The organism is Paenibacillus sp. JJ1722 (assembly GCF_048282685.1).
Lineage (GTDB): Bacteria > Bacillota > Bacilli > Paenibacillales > Paenibacillaceae > Paenibacillus > Paenibacillus polymyxa_B.
This window is the reverse complement of the sequence record NZ_CP182500.1, coordinates 1,090,401-1,104,921: the sequence shown is the minus strand read 5'-3', so window position 1 is coordinate 1,104,921 and position 14,521 is coordinate 1,090,401. Positions and strand designations below refer to the sequence as shown.

The 14,521-nt window shown below is 46.0% G+C and carries 16 protein-coding genes; 2 read left to right on the top strand and 14 right to left on the bottom strand.

What is annotated here, in order from left to right; genetic code table 11:
- Positions 1–33: 33 nt before the first annotated feature.
- From ACM1ND_RS05045 to ACM1ND_RS05010, 8 genes are all read right to left on the bottom strand, one after another.
- The gene (locus ACM1ND_RS05045; RefSeq protein ID WP_418027156.1) at positions 34–1,221 is read right to left on the bottom strand and encodes an HpcH/HpaI aldolase/citrate lyase family protein; all 1,188 of its coding nucleotides are present in this window, start codon (positions 1,219–1,221) and stop codon (positions 34–36) included.
- A gap of 167 nt (positions 1,222–1,388) precedes the next feature.
- The gene (locus tag ACM1ND_RS05040; protein ID WP_023987196.1) at positions 1,389–2,123 is read right to left on the bottom strand and encodes a TerC family protein; all 735 of its coding nucleotides are present in this window, start codon (positions 2,121–2,123) and stop codon (positions 1,389–1,391) included.
- A 26-nt stretch (positions 2,124–2,149) separates the two neighbouring features.
- Positions 2,150–3,418, bottom strand: a complete 1,269-nt coding sequence (locus ACM1ND_RS05035; protein ID WP_341057995.1) for a TerD family protein — start codon at positions 3,416–3,418, stop codon at positions 2,150–2,152.
- A 102-nt stretch (positions 3,419–3,520) separates the two neighbouring features.
- Complete coding sequence (locus ACM1ND_RS05030; RefSeq protein WP_023987194.1) at positions 3,521–4,102, bottom strand: TerD family protein; 582 nt, start codon at positions 4,100–4,102, stop codon at positions 3,521–3,523.
- A gap of 31 nt (positions 4,103–4,133) precedes the next feature.
- A complete protein-coding gene (locus tag ACM1ND_RS05025) occupies positions 4,134–4,709 on the bottom strand; it encodes a TerD family protein (RefSeq protein WP_023987193.1) in 576 nt (191 codons plus the stop codon).
- 47 nt (positions 4,710–4,756) lie between these two features.
- Entirely contained in the window at positions 4,757–5,350 is a 594-nt protein-coding gene (locus tag ACM1ND_RS05020) for a TerD family protein (RefSeq protein ID WP_013308969.1), read from the bottom strand.
- Positions 5,351–5,378: 28 nt separating this feature from the next.
- Positions 5,379–5,825 carry a tellurite resistance TerB family protein gene (locus ACM1ND_RS05015; protein ID WP_013369616.1) on the bottom strand — a complete coding sequence of 149 codons (447 nt, stop codon included), beginning with the start codon at positions 5,823–5,825 and terminating at the stop codon, positions 5,379–5,381.
- Positions 5,826–6,343: 518 nt separating this feature from the next.
- Positions 6,344–7,375, bottom strand: coding sequence for a WXG100 family type VII secretion target (locus ACM1ND_RS05010; RefSeq protein ID WP_053324723.1), 1,032 nt, complete (start codon positions 7,373–7,375; stop codon positions 6,344–6,346).
- Positions 7,376–7,573: 198 nt separating this feature from the next.
- Between ACM1ND_RS05010 and ACM1ND_RS05005 the strand changes: the two genes are divergently transcribed.
- Positions 7,574–8,356, top strand: coding sequence for a Cof-type HAD-IIB family hydrolase (locus tag ACM1ND_RS05005; RefSeq protein ID WP_023987190.1), 783 nt, complete (start codon positions 7,574–7,576; stop codon positions 8,354–8,356).
- Positions 8,357–8,445: 89 nt separating this feature from the next.
- A complete protein-coding gene (locus tag ACM1ND_RS05000; protein WP_013308962.1) occupies positions 8,446–9,234 on the top strand; it encodes a formate/nitrite transporter family protein in 789 nt (262 codons plus the stop codon).
- A gap of 77 nt (positions 9,235–9,311) precedes the next feature.
- On the opposite strand, the gene ACM1ND_RS04995 is transcribed toward ACM1ND_RS05000, so the two are convergent.
- The 6 genes from ACM1ND_RS04995 to ACM1ND_RS04970 form a co-directional block, all read right to left on the bottom strand.
- Positions 9,312–9,557: an HPr family phosphocarrier protein gene (locus ACM1ND_RS04995; RefSeq protein WP_023987189.1), complete on the bottom strand. Its 246-nt coding sequence runs from the start codon at positions 9,555–9,557 to the stop codon at positions 9,312–9,314.
- A gap of 90 nt (positions 9,558–9,647) precedes the next feature.
- Positions 9,648–10,517: a DL-endopeptidase inhibitor IseA family protein gene (locus ACM1ND_RS04990; protein WP_069081273.1), complete on the bottom strand. Its 870-nt coding sequence runs from the start codon at positions 10,515–10,517 to the stop codon at positions 9,648–9,650.
- Positions 10,518–10,628: 111 nt separating this feature from the next.
- On the bottom strand, positions 10,629–10,862 hold the full coding sequence (locus ACM1ND_RS04985) for a hypothetical protein (protein ID WP_023987187.1): 234 nt from the start codon (positions 10,860–10,862) through the stop codon (positions 10,629–10,631).
- 175 nt (positions 10,863–11,037) lie between these two features.
- Positions 11,038–12,903, bottom strand: a complete 1,866-nt coding sequence (locus ACM1ND_RS04980) for a rhamnogalacturonan lyase (protein WP_023987186.1) — start codon at positions 12,901–12,903, stop codon at positions 11,038–11,040.
- Positions 12,904–13,060: 157 nt separating this feature from the next.
- Positions 13,061–13,618 carry an SLOG family protein gene (locus ACM1ND_RS04975; protein WP_023987185.1) on the bottom strand — a complete coding sequence of 186 codons (558 nt, stop codon included), beginning with the start codon at positions 13,616–13,618 and terminating at the stop codon, positions 13,061–13,063.
- A 412-nt stretch (positions 13,619–14,030) separates the two neighbouring features.
- Positions 14,031–14,372 carry an iron-sulfur cluster biosynthesis family protein gene (locus ACM1ND_RS04970; RefSeq protein WP_418027151.1) on the bottom strand — a complete coding sequence of 114 codons (342 nt, stop codon included), beginning with the start codon at positions 14,370–14,372 and terminating at the stop codon, positions 14,031–14,033.
- Positions 14,373–14,521: the final 149 nt, after the last annotated feature.

Here is a 14,521-nt window from a genome sequence, read left to right as displayed (position 1 = left end):
GGAAGGCGGAATGGATTATGCGTCTCCGTAATTTTAACGCTGAACTGCTCCAGGATTGGCAGCAGATGTGTTTTCGTGGTTGGGTAAGAGACTGACAAAATGTTGTTGTTCATGTAACACCCCGTATACTTTTGATCTATTGATAATTCGATGAGCCCAATTCAAATGCGGCTTAATTTCATTCATTTTGTTGGCATAGGTACTTTTGAATACACCCAGACTGCCGTCGTTACGCTCAACAATTTCAAGTGCATCCATATACTCTTCATGTGTCACCGCATACATGGCCTGTACCGGTTTAATATGGGAGGGATGAATAATTGTTTTGCCGATAATCCCATTCTCTTTGTCCATCATGACTTCTCGAATCAGTCCGTCTACGGCATCTGAGATGAAGTCCATCCGCAAGTGTCTTCCCGGCTTTCCAAGTGCATCTTCGAAAGGAGACACTCTTAATTGAGGTTTAAAGACACGTTCTCGGTGAAAGAAATATTCCCATACAGGACCGGAAATGACATAATTTGAGCCCACGCGTCCAAACAAGTTAATAATATCTGCGATGCAATCCCGAATGACGGCAATTTCATAAATCGTAATATCCGGGCTGCGTCTCAAGCCATATAGACTGGAGAAATCGGTTGCCCCAATTCGTACATTCAGCACATATTCCTGGTACTCGTCTAAAATTTCTTTAATCGACAGCAGCTCTTTCCAGCGAGTTTCCCGATATATGATTTTGGAGCTTTCAAGAATCGGTAATCCGTACAGCACAGGCATGTCGCTTGCGTTTCCTGCCCCTGTATGCATATTTCGATTAAATTCAGCAATGAGTGAAAAATACGCCCGTCCATTATCAGAAGAGAACTTAGGTAAGACAAAGCCCGTGAGTAGCGACAAAGATTCACCCAAACCGTTCAGTAGTCGTTCCAACTGCTCTACAGAGCGCACACGCACAAATAACAAAGGTAATTGCTGTTCACTCATCATCCCCGTCCGTACATAGGATAGTAGTTGAAGCAGCTGCTGTGCCAGTGATTGTTCTGCCTGTCCGACCTGGTGATCCCCTATAGCATCCTCCAAATCTAAAATGACCGTAGTTAGTCCTTCATGTTTTCCATTTTTGATCTCTTCCGCTACCTCCGAGCGGGTAGCAGGCATGTACAAAGCAGCTCCTATTGCATAAGCCAATATACTTTTGGGAGAACGGTTATGAAACTCCAACGGTGGAGTATAAAAGATCGCTTCTACTTCCTCAGAGGTTAAATCATTAAAATATTTCAGGGCCCTTCCCCTCCTCTTGCTCTTTCTTGCCTGACTGAAGCCCTGTGCTTCGGGTATAAAAGAAATCCCCCCTTAGTTTCAGGAGGGATTTCGCTATACTTTGTACATTAAGCCTCTTTGTCGGCCTTTTTCTTTCTTTTCGCCGAGCTGATAACCATTGTGCCTACAAAGACAGCAATCAAAATGCCGAAGAATAAAACCTGCGACATATGAAAGCCAAAAGCAGCAGCCAGCATTTTACCCCCGATAATGGCGATCATAATAAAGGCTGTCTGTTCCAGTTCCGGAAATTTATCAATGAGCTTGAGGAACACTTGAGCAACACCACGCATCATCAGAACGCCGAGAATACCACCCAGGAACAGAACCCATACTTTCTCGCTCACACCGAAAGCGGCAATGACGCTGTCAATACTGAAGGCAATATCCATCAGTTCGACCATTAATACGGTTTTCCAAAAAGAAGTAGGTTTGTTTTTCACTTCTCCATCACCTTCGGACTTGAATAAGCCCTTATAAGCGATATAGAGCAGATAAGCCGCACCCAGTACCTTAATCAGTGTGAACTTAATCAGGAATGTACCCAAGCCGATAGCCAGGAACCTGAATATATACGCACCCAAAATCCCGTAAAATAAGGCTCTCTTCTGTTGTTCCTTGGGTAAGTGTTTAACCATAACTGCGAGAACCAAGGCGTTATCCGCCGATAAAAGTCCTTCCAGCAAAATGAGAGTTCCTATAATCCCCCAACTCACTGGATCAGTAAGCGTAGCTACAACATCACTCCATGAAAAGAAATGGCCATAGTTTTCGCTGATATTTTTAAACAAATCATTCAACATGAAAAGAGTGCCTCCGATAATTCAATTTATTTGCTACCCTGCGACCAGCGCATGCCCCAGTTATAGGCCCGATCCAACTCACGATGACCGCCATAGAACTGCACGAGTCTTTCAATGCTGAACGTTTCATCGTTTACATTTTGAATCATGGCAATCGCACACATCCCTTTGCGATTGTCATGTTCATTCATGTGAACGATAATGTCCGGCCCATCCTTCTGGTACAGCGTGACTACCCCGTCCGCTTGTGACCAGTTCGTGACTCCTTCATAGATGAAGGTAAACACCAAAATTCGCTTAATTTCGGAAATTTTAGCACCATTAATGCGAAGATTTTCCCCTGTTTTCACAGAGCCTGTACGGTCGTCGCCATCCAGAGCAATGTACGGGAAGCGATTTAGAGAACCGAAAACTTCCCCGAGCGCCTGCACAACGCCTTTATCTCCGTTCTTCATCTCATACAAGCAGCCCAGATCCAGATCGACACCCTTGGAGCCGCGATTGAAAAAGCCCTTGCTTTGCTGCACCTGATTCCAGTTCAGATTGATCAGGATTTCACCCAATCCGCCTGAGCCTTTTTTCAGGTTGATGGTGTCGCCCTTCTTCTTCAGCTCAATTTTCCGCAGATTCAGATTCACCGGTGTTGCAGATGGCTCTGGCTTCGGAGCAGGTGGTACTGGTGGCGGCGTTGGTGCTGGCCGAGGCGCTGGAGACGGAGGTGTAGGCACTGGCGTGGGAGGAGCCGGACTGTTTTCCACTTCAATCCCAAAATTAACGCACAACGCATCCAATCCACCGGAAAAACCTGCGCCAATCGCGTTGAATTTCCATTCCCCGTTATGACGATACAGTTCCCCAATGACAATCGCCGTTTCCACTGTAAATCCACTGTCCAAATTAAACCGCAAAACCTCTCCGCTAACCGGATGAGCAAAACGAATGAACCCACCTTGAACCTGTCCAAAATTTTGCCGTTTCTGATCCGCATCATAAATCGTCAGCGTAAACGCAATCTTCTCGATGTTTGCAGGAATTCGCGTCAGATCAAGGGCAAATTGCTTTTTGTCACCGGACTGTTGTCCGTCTGAATAGGTGATAAAGGGCGTGGTCGGATTGTTATAAAAAATTAAGTCCTCATCGCCCGATACTTTTCCTCCAGGACCCAGCAAAAATGCCGAAGTATCCAGCTCCAGAGACGCTGGCGACTCCCAGCCAATCCCTACGTTGACATGGGTCAGGCCCGGATTTGCTTTCGTCAAATCCGCCTTCTGTCCCTTTACTACGATAACAGCCATGATTGTGTCACCTTTCTGTCCGTTTGTCATGTGTCAGCGTACGCTAATGTAATAGCTTAAAAAGAAAGGGTAGCGCCCTATGGACACCACCCCAAGTGGATATTATTGAGCGTCCAAGCCATAGTTTTTAGCAAGCGCACCCAATCCACCAGCAAAGCCACTACCGATAGCCTGGAATTTCCAGTCCGCATTCTGACGGTAAAATTCACAGAATACGACGGCCGTTTCGGTGGAGAAATCTTCTCCCAAATCGTAGCGCAGCACTTCACGATCCGTTGCCGCATCTACCACACGTACAAAAGCATTGGACACTTGACCAAAGTTTTGCGCGCGTGCCTCGTAATCATAAATGGTAACCGTAATCCCGATACGGTGGATGTTCGCAGGAATCTTCGAGAAATCAACGATGATTTGCTCGTCATCCCCATCGCCCTCACCTGTGCGGTTATCGCCCGTATGAGTAACCGATCCTGCTCCGCCTGTCGGGTTGTTGTAAAATACAAAATCATCCGCAGCTTTGGCTTTACCGTCTTCATAAAGTAGGAAAGCCGAAGCATCCAGGTCAAAGTCCGCGCCACCACTGTATTTATTCGTATCCCATCCAAGACCTACAACGACACGAGTCAAGCCGGGATTCGTTTTGGTCAGATCAATACGCTGTCCTTTGGAAAGGCTAATGGTCATTCCGCATACCTGCTTTCTTTGTATAGATTTTTTACGCCAAACCGTAATCGCGCGTCAATCCTGCAAGACCATCTTGGTAGCCGCTACCAATGGCATTGAACTTCCACTCACCGCTATGGCGATACAGTTCGCCTACAACAACGCCTGTTTCGATCGAGAAATCTTCTCCCAGATCAAAGCGGACCAATTCTTCATTGTTTGCTTCATTTACGATACGAGCGTAAGCACGGGACACTTGTCCAAAGTTTTGGCTGCGTTCTTGTGCTTCATAGATTGTAATCGTAAAAGCGATCTTTTCAACGTTAGCTGGCACGCTACCCAGATCAATTTTAATTTGCTCGTCATCTCCGTCGCCATCACCTGTGCGGTTATCCCCTGTATGAATGACAGAGCCGTTCTCATTTTGTGGGTTATTAAAAAAGACAAAGTTCTTATCGGATTCTACTTTACCTTCCGCATTAGCCAAAAACACGGATACGTCCAAGTCAAAATCTTTACCGCCATCGTATTTGTTTGTGTCCCAACCGAGACCAACTGTGATTTTAGACAAACCTGGATTTGTTTTCGTCAAATCGATTTTTTGACCTTTGGATAAGTTAATTGCCATGAGTAAGAACCCCTTTTCACATTAAGTTTTGTATGAGCAACCTAAAATTACATATAACGCTGAGCCAGCACATCAATATGTACGGCATGGGTTCCTTCACCGATTGCAGCAAACTTCCATTCGTTGTTATGACGATAGAGTTCTCCACAGACCAGTGCGGTCAGCCCTTCATAATTATCAGATAAATTAAACGTCACCAGTTCCTTGGAATTAGCACCATCCAGAATACGGATATACGCTTTCTCGATCATGCCGAAGTCCTGTTTCCGGTTTACGCAATCATATATATTCACAACAACAAGCACTTTGTCGACATTGGCAGGAATACGTGCCAGGTCAATCGCAATTTGTTCATCATCACCGTCGCCTTGTCCGGTCAAATTATCACCGGAATGCACGACAGAGCCACATGGACTTTTTTTATTGTGGAAACACACTACGTTATCTGACTGAGTCAGTTTTCCGTTGGCGTCCAGCAAAATGGCAGAAGCGTCACAATCAATATTGGGTTGCTTCTTGAAGCCAAAAAATCCTTTGGACTGTACAGGGTCCCATCCCAATCCTGCTATAACCTTGGTTAGTCCTGTGTTTCCCTTGGTCAAATCAATTTTCTGGCCCTTGACCAGATTAATTACAGCCACTGATTAACACACCTCCCTTCCGTAAAATTTACAGACTAAATTCAGACGGATTCAAACCAAGCGCGCCGCAAATCTCAGCCACAATTCGCTGCTCATTTGCATCAAAGTCACCATCAGCTGCGCCAATAGCGCTACATACGCCAACGACAAGTCGGCCTACTTCAGGCTTACCTTTCAATTTACCAATCGCCTTCAGTGCTTCCTGTTTGCCGATTTCAGGTGAAAATTCAAAGTTCGCTACATAGTGATTGAAACGGTTGATGACCTCACCCATATCAAACACTTTCAACTCTTCACTGATATTTATGTATCCGGCCATTTTTGTTTTCTCTTCCGGACTAATCGTACCGTCAGCAAATGCTACTAATGCACAGCCTGCAACAACAGCTTCCATAAAATCTTTATTCTTAAACTTCTTAACTTGGTCTCCAAGTCCTTTTTTAGTTGTATTCAACCAATTTTTAAATGTACTCATGTTTCCCTCCACAATTACGTATTTGGGTAAAGGTATCCTAGTTAATTTCTTCCTTTACTATAACCTGAATTACGATCTTTTTCTACAATAATATACAAAAATACGGTAAATCCGATCTATTTATTATTGGTATCCTCTCTATCTTTAGCCCTATTTTCTACATAAAATCCTCTCTTCCATCATCCATCATTTGGTACCCCAATTGCAAGTCTGTGAAATGGTAGAGTTGATAGAAAGGCACAGCCTTCCAATTTCAACAGAAGCACTGTGCCTTTTACCATAATCCACGGTTTATCCATCTATAAATTTAGTTCTACTAAATTTGCACTTCTCTTTGGATATGTATTCTATCTATTTAATATATCGGTTTTCCGAAAAAATTGGTAAACCAAAAAATCTACAGACTTCTCCAGCTAGCGAGTTTACAGTTTCCACCTGCCGCTCACCTGTTCCAGAAAAAAAGACTGTAGATTTTATAGATACTCCTATTCACGCTATTATCGTTCACAGCTCAAGACCTAGTTATAATCCTCCCAATAGCGATACTCCATTTCATTCTCACCTTTGGTGACGATGATCATATTTTCAATATGTCCGGTTTCTTTATTCGTTCGGTAGATCATGGTACGAGTTTCGCCCTCATCGGGTACAGAGAAGAGTACTTTGTCACTGAGCATGCCGCCACCAATGCCGACGACGTGTTCCCCCCACCCGGAGGCTGCGCCAGAACCGATGCCCGAACCTGCCCCACTAACTCCAGCCCCGCGCGACAAAATAAGACCTATTCCATATCCGGTGACGGTCTGGGCCGTTTTACCTAGAGCGTGCTCTCCGGCTGATTGGGTATGCTTTTGGACCCAGTAATCGTATTTATCCGTATTTTGCTCATAACTCACAACATTCCCTTTTTTATCGATAGATATATCCGTTTTGCTTCCGTCTTTACCTGTCAGTTCGGTGACGGCGACAAGGGAATCGGATGTGATCTTGGAGGTCTCTCCTGTATTGTAATCTGTACGGGGAACTGAGTCCTCATATTGCAGCCGCAGGACATTCATCTGGTCATGAATTTTCTGCATAACCTGCTTGTCGCCGATGGCCTCGGCGTTTTTCAGCAGTTCCTCATATTGATGATATTTATCCGCGTCTGCCTGATCCCATTTGTCTATGTTTTTGGGCTGTTTGGCAATTTCACCATCATGATCTCCAGCCTCTCCACTGCCTGCCAGCGCTGCGCTAGCGTTCATTGCCGCTGCTAGGGCTGTCCAGAAGCCACGTGTGCTTTCACCATCCGCATTTCTAAACTTCGAAGCGATGCTTTTCAGCTCAATTTCAATGGATTGAACCTTATTTAATACAGAAGAAAGTGTATATTTAGCCGTACGATAGTCATTATAAAAACGATTCCTCTCCATACCATCCCACTGGCTGTGAAGGCGGTTCATTGTGCTATCCAGGCCGTTTAACTGGTTATACAGTGTGCCGTGGGCATTGGCAAATTGGGAGGCCACGCTGTCCAGCTGCTCCGGTGTGACTTGGATTTTTGTCATGGTGATCACATCCCATCTATGAAAATAGGAGATAGAAATTATATTTTACAGTAATCCTTATTTCATATTGTAAGCTATAGAGGTCGGACATTCATGAGGATTTATACGTATTTGTGTATTCAGAAGCAGTTCCTTTGATATAATGAATCCATATGAGTTTATTTCGACAATACATTATTGAAAGTCAGGTGTAGGGACATGTCAGACAAAAAAATTATCTTTTTCGATATCGACGGTACATTACTGGACGATGACAAGAAAATGCCGTTAACGGCAGAAAAGGCCGTCTTTGCTTTGAAAGAGCTGGGACATGAGGTGGCCATCGCAACAGGCCGTGCGCCTTTTATGTTCAAAGATATCCGCGAGCAGTTGGAAATTGACTCCTACGTCAGCTTTAATGGGCAATATGTCGTGCTTCGCGGGGAAGTGGTCGCTACCAATCCGTTGAACAGAGAAGCCTTGCAAGCGATGACCGATCTGGCCCTCACACATAATCATGCTCTCGTATATATGGATCATATGGACATGAAGGCCAATATTCCTAACGATGAGCTTGTGGAGAGATCAGTCCAAACGCTTAAGGCCAAGATTTCAGTTGGATACGACCCGCTCTATTTCCAGGGAAGAGATATTTATCAGACGCTGTTGATGTGTACAGCAGAAGAAGAGCCTTTCTATGAAGCGGTATTCAAGGCGTTTGACTTTGTGCGCTGGCATCCGAGTTCTGTGGACGTTGTTCCTCATGCTGGCTCCAAAGCGAAGGGCATTCGCGAAATTACATCCAGACTGGGCATTGCCGATGAAAATCAATACGCCTTTGGCGATGGCTTAAATGATGTCGAGATGCTGACAGCTATACATAACAGCGTCGCGATGGGCAACGGCTGTGATGAAGCCAAAGCCGCAGCTAAAATGGTCACAAAACGCGCAGATGAAGACGGTATTTTGTACGGACTGCAAAAGCTTGGCTTGTTAAGCTAATAGGATTGCTGATAGACTGGGCATGTTTCGGGAAAAATAAAGTCTGTTTAAAGACTTACATATGAGAAAATAGGAGGTTGTCCTTAAATATGGAGACGGAAGGCTTACGCAATGTCGAACAGCTAGCCATGAAGAAGTACAAAATTTATAAGCAGAGCCTACTCCGGTATTTGGCACGTTCCATGCTGGCGAGTATGTTCATCGGGTTCGGCGTTATTGTAGCCTTCAAGACGGGCAACTTTTTTTACATGGAGCATTCTCCATTCACTTATCCCATGGCGGCACTCACGTTCGGAGCGGCCATCATTCTGATCGCTTACGGCGGCGGGGATTTGTTTACAGGTAACACCTTCTATTACACGTATGCTGCGCTCCGTAAAAAGCTGCGCTGGGGGCAGGTGCTTCGATTATGGGCTGCCAGCTATGGTGGTAATTTGCTGGGTGCAGGGGTATTTGCACTCCTTATTTACTTGACCGGGCTGTTTGACTCCTCCAGCGTGAACAGCTTTCTACTGAACGTGGTTGAGCATAAAATGGAAGCGCCTGCAATGCAGCTATTCTTCCGAGCTATTTTGTGTAATTGGCTGGTCTGTCTTGCCTTTTTTGTTCCAATGTTTATGAAGGAAAATGGCGCAAAGATGTTTGCCATGATGCTGTTTGTATTCTGCTTTTTCATTTCGGGATATGAGCATAGCGTGGCTAATATGTGTACTTTCGCCATTGCGCTCGTGCTGGATCATCCGGGTACGGTTTCTGTCGCTGGCGTGATCCATAATCTCGTTCCGGTTACGCTCGGAAATCTGGTTGGTGGCGTGTTGCTTATGGGGGTTATGTACTATTCGGTGAATCTCCCGTTTTTGGACGAGGAAGAACACTAAAAAAAAGAAGCCGTGGGACTTTGGTTCCACGGCTTCTTTGCGTTATTTTAGTAATAGAGCAGGTGCTTTCTTGCCTTTTATCCTTCTTGAGCAGGAAAATGGATAAACTCCTCCAACTCCTTGAACAGCTTCTTGGGATTAACATTGTCAGGTACAACCAGAGTTAGCGGCTCATCCAGCTTCAGCACATACATGCCTAAAATGGATTTGGCATCTGCCATGCCGCTTTTGCCATGAATCCAGATGTCATAGGTATAATTCGAAACGATTTGATTGATTTTTTCAATATCCTTCACGTCTTTTACCTTGATGGGTGTCATCATTGCACAGCACTCCCCTGTATTGAATTGGGGCTTACGAAACAAGCCTTAACATCACTTTACCCCATATGAAGCCTGTTGCAAAATCTTAATTTAGAAAATGACATGCGGCGCGGAGCTGATTTTCCAGTAGCTGCCGACCTTTTCAAAATTCACGGTGATTTTCGCATTCGGCTGCTTGGTTTCTGCCGGATAAGGCACGGTTAGCAGGTAGCTGCGCTTCACCGGAGTCATGGTTACCATTTTCGCCGTAGCCCGGCTGAACTCTAGCAAATTGCCACCATCTGCGTTCAACTGAGCTAATCTGCCGTTAACTTCAACGAAAAATTTACCGACAAATTGCTCACTGGCCTGCTTTGTGTAAGCCTGCGTCAGATAGCTGATCAATTTGGTCTTCGTGCCGATGTCCTCGGACAGATAGCGGTAGCTTTTACCGTTCAACTGGAACGACTCACCTACCGGGCTGCCACCACTAATCGCATACTGATAACGAGACTGCGCCTCCAGCACTAGCGGAACCGCACTCTCGTGGTTCAGCTTGTCCAGCTGCGTCGGTTTCACGCTGGTAGCCGCGGCTGCTGGCGCCGAAGTGGACGGCTGTTGCGGCTTAGACGGCTTCACAGTCGACGGTACGGACGGAGCAGCCGCTGGTGCTACCGATGTAGATGGACGCTGTGCTGGTGCAGACGGAGCTACTGGTGTAGCGGCTTTGGCAGAACCTGCGGCTGCAGCCGGGGTCGAGGCGGCTGGAACCGACGGCGCTTGCGCCGGGGCTGGCATCGTAGCCGACGCAGATGCTGCGGGTGCTGGCACCTGGGCTGGGACGGATGCGGCCGGACTGGCAACGCTCGGTTGCGTCCCTTCCGCTGGAGCGGTCACGGCGGGCGCGGCAGCGGCGGCCTGTGCCACGCTCATAAGTGTGGCCGCAATGCACAGCGCGGATAGCTTCGTATTTATTTTCATACTCATATACACCTCCATAATCATATGTCTGCATAAACTGCACACGTTTCTATTATAAGAATTTCGCTTCTCGATTGGGTTGCTAAATTGTTTCTATTTGCCTTTTTTTGTTCATTCTGCACGAAGTTTGTCCGTATTTGCCGGGGACGGCTGTTCTGATTGTTTCAACTGCTTTGCCTCCATCTCTTCCAAGGATAGTGACAGTTGCTTAACAGATCGGTCCAGCTCCTCCAATCTGCGACTCAAAGTGACGAGGATGTATTTTAACAGAATCAGACTCAATGCAGCAGGGAATCCGACATTAGTTACGAGCTCGATCATGCCTTCTGTCGTTAAAGAACTCACAGATTCCGCCTCCTTTTTCATACATATGTTCCATCAATAAGAACTAATGTTCCCATTTTTATGGAAATCATACGTTATCTTTTGGGCTCTCATGACAAAAAGAGCTCCAATTAGCTAGGAGCCCTCTCTGTTTTTGTTCATTCTACCTGCTTTCAGACCACTTTCGAACGACATATCAAGGAGTATATATATTCGGCTGCTGGGGCTTGGACATCCCTTCTCCGAGATAAAACCCGGTGTGCGGCGGCTGATTATAAGCTACGTTCTGCCAGGCAACACTCAGGCGATACACTGGATCATGCATAAGCGTATAGAATCGATGTTCTGACTCGTATGGTGTTGTGTAGATCCGCAGCGCCGAATTATCACTTTTGCGCCAAATGACTTCCTCACGCCAGTCACCGAAGAGATCGGCCTGCAAGGACGGTGTTCCTTTGGTTCCGTTATTGGAACTCGTTCCTGTTGCCGTAAGCAAGTTGGAAGTAGTCGAGTTCGTATAGTTCCACTTGTCTATCTTTCCAGCGCTTGATGAGGTATGATCCAGCAGTTCACGGAGGAGATCCCCATCCCACCAGATGCCAAAATTAATGGAAGACGGTAGCGTGTTGGTGATGAGCTGCCCCTTGGCTGAACGCAAACCAATACCCGGTGCCCACTGCTCGTTCCCTTTGGTCCGCGGGTCAATGTCTGCCGACATGCCTCTTCCGGTATCCTTGCCTGTATTTACGCCCCATAAAATATTTCCATTACGCGGGTCGTACATGGCAGCTCCGTAGGTGGCATTTTTGTCCTCGTTCACCTTGAACACTTCATAACCTGAACGGTCGGGGTCCAGATCGCCAACATGAAGTGCATCTCCATGTCCCATCCCCGTGTTAGCCAGCTTCGCTCCGTTATCGTCTACAACCAGCGAGCCATACACGATCTCATCCTTATCATCTCCATCCACATCCGCCACGCTCAAACTGTGGTTCCCCTGTCCAGCCGTCCCGGCATTGGTGGAGCTGTTGCTGTCAAAGGTCCAGCGTCGGCTCAGGTTACCGTTCCGCCAATCATATGCGACCAGAACGGTGCGGGTGTAATAACCACGTGCCATCACAATGCTGGGTCTCACACCATCCAGATAAGCAACCCCGGCGAGAAAACGATCCACACGGTTACCATAATTATCTCCCCAGCTCGATACCGTTCCGCGCGGTGGCACGTAGTCAATCGTACTAAGAGCCTTGCCTGTATCACCTGAGAACACAGTTAGAAACTCAGGACCTTTCAAAATATATCCGCTCGTGTTTCGATAATCAGCCGAAGCGTCCCCAATCTTTACACCTGCACCATCCACTGTGCCGTCTGCTGTTTTACATACGATCTCTGCTTTACCATCTCCATCAAAATCGTAGACGAGAAATTGCGTGTAGTGAGCTCCAGCCCGTATGTTCCGTCCCAGGTCGATCCGCCATTTGCGTGTTCCATCCAGCTCGTAGCCATCCAAAAATACATTTCCCGTATAACCGGATTGCGAATTATCCTTGGCATTGGAAGGGTCCCATTTTAACACAATCTCATACTCGCCATCCCCATCCAGATCCCCTACGCTGGCATCATTGGCATGGTATGTGTAGTTCACATTATCCGGAGTTGTGCCTCCCGCGGGCTGCTGGATCGGAACATCCAGGTAGTTGTTGTTCCATACCTTCACCGCAGGAGAAGCGCCCTGCTCTGCTCCATTGACCACGGCACGAACGGTATACGAAGATGAGGTCGTACCTGCCTTGTCCAAAAAGTTGGTTCTCGATGTAATCGGCGCATCGTTCACCTTGCTTGTCCCTCTGTACAAATTAAAGCCGACCGAATCCGCTTCCGTGCCCAGCAAGCGCCAGCTCACCAGTACACCCTCAGGCACCTTAACAGCGACAGCTCCCCGGCTTAGCTTTTCCATTTGCCTCGTAGAAGCAGCAGAGACCTGGCTATCCATCGGGGTGACCACTCCACTCAACATTACACCGAGACAGAGCAACGCAGTATACCGAAACCTTTTGTTCATCTGAATCATTAGCTCCTTTCATGGTTTGTATTTTCAATAGATTTATTTTATGTGACTGATAAGTTATTGTTATTTAAATTTTATGATAGCGCTTACATGAATGTAAAGGGACGAATACGTCCTTTTTGTTCAAAAATCCGGGCTAATGCTTTAAAAATCAGAGGTCCATGAATAATCGTTCTTCATCCGCAATGCTCTGGATATCCTCCGAGCTGATGCTGATATATTGATAGCCCTCTGCCTGTTGTTTTTTCAATGCAAGTTCCTTCATAAAACGTGGGCTGCCCTCTCCCGCATCCTCATCGTAAACAAGCAATAAACCGTCTGTTTTGCGGAAAAGGAGTTCATCCCGTGCCTTAAGTTGCCATATTCCCTGATAAGGCTGGCGGCTGACTACTCCCACATAGTCAACTTCGGCACAAATCTGCTGAAAATATTCCTTTTTATCCTCTTTCCATTTTTCTTCCATATTTTGATAAGCCATCATAATAGAGCATTTGAGGTGGGGATATTGCTGTTTTAGTGCAGTAACGACCTCACAGGCCCACAAGTCCACCCCGTATTGGCCGGGGGTAATCACCCATTCCAACCCTTCTTCGACCAGGGGAATAAGCCTGCCTGCAATCGCCTTTTTAATATATGGAATGCCTTCGTGCTTCTGACTGAAAATATTCAGCTCATGGGCACGATAGCCCGAAACAAGCAAGTTTTTCATCTTCTCAACGTCCTTCTCCGATTATCATAAAGGTTATTGTACCACTTCAGAGCAGACCACTAAACACTTCGTTTTTTGGAGGAACGAATTGAATATAACGCAAAAGACGAACCTCTTCCAATTGGGCTGGATCAGGTTCGTCTTTTGGAGTTTGGTATTCATTCATGCTTTTTGGGTGCCTAATGAATTCTTATTATCTATTCTGAGCATAATCCTCACTTGGTATTTTCATTAAAACGACATACAGGCTAGACGTAGTATCTGCGCCGTTGCGATAAGCAAAATGCTCGTCCCCAGTGATATGAATGATATCCCCTTTGACTACCGCCGCTTCCTTACGAATAATACGTTTGTTGAATTTGTTCTCCTGATATTATTGAAATTGGGTAAGATTATTTTTTTCCATTCCCTATCACTCCTCAGACGATTTTATGCGGACATCTTTAATTCTAATGTTGCTACTAAATAAACCGGCATCACTACTTAGCTTGAATGACGGGTAACTAGGGTCTGCCTCAAGCCGCATTCTGCTATCGAACTGCTGCTCCTGCTGCTGATCTACCCAAAAAGAATAAGGCTCAGACTGAACTACTTTATCAGTTGTATTCGGTGTAGTGACAACCAAGATGACAAGTACGCCATTGCATCCACAATCCTCGGTGTCATAAAACAACTTGAACATTCCCGGTCGTCCTGAAAGAGCCCATTCTAGTCTTTCAACGGACAAGGAATCCAATTCTAAATGTATGCTCATGAGATGAATTCTCTCCTTTGTAAATGAGATGTTTGGAACCGTCAGCTCCATAAAGACTAAATTTTAACTATGTGTTCATTATAGTCATGTTTTCGAATGTGTCTATGTGACTGCACTCACTGCTATCAATGAACTCTTACATAAAAAGG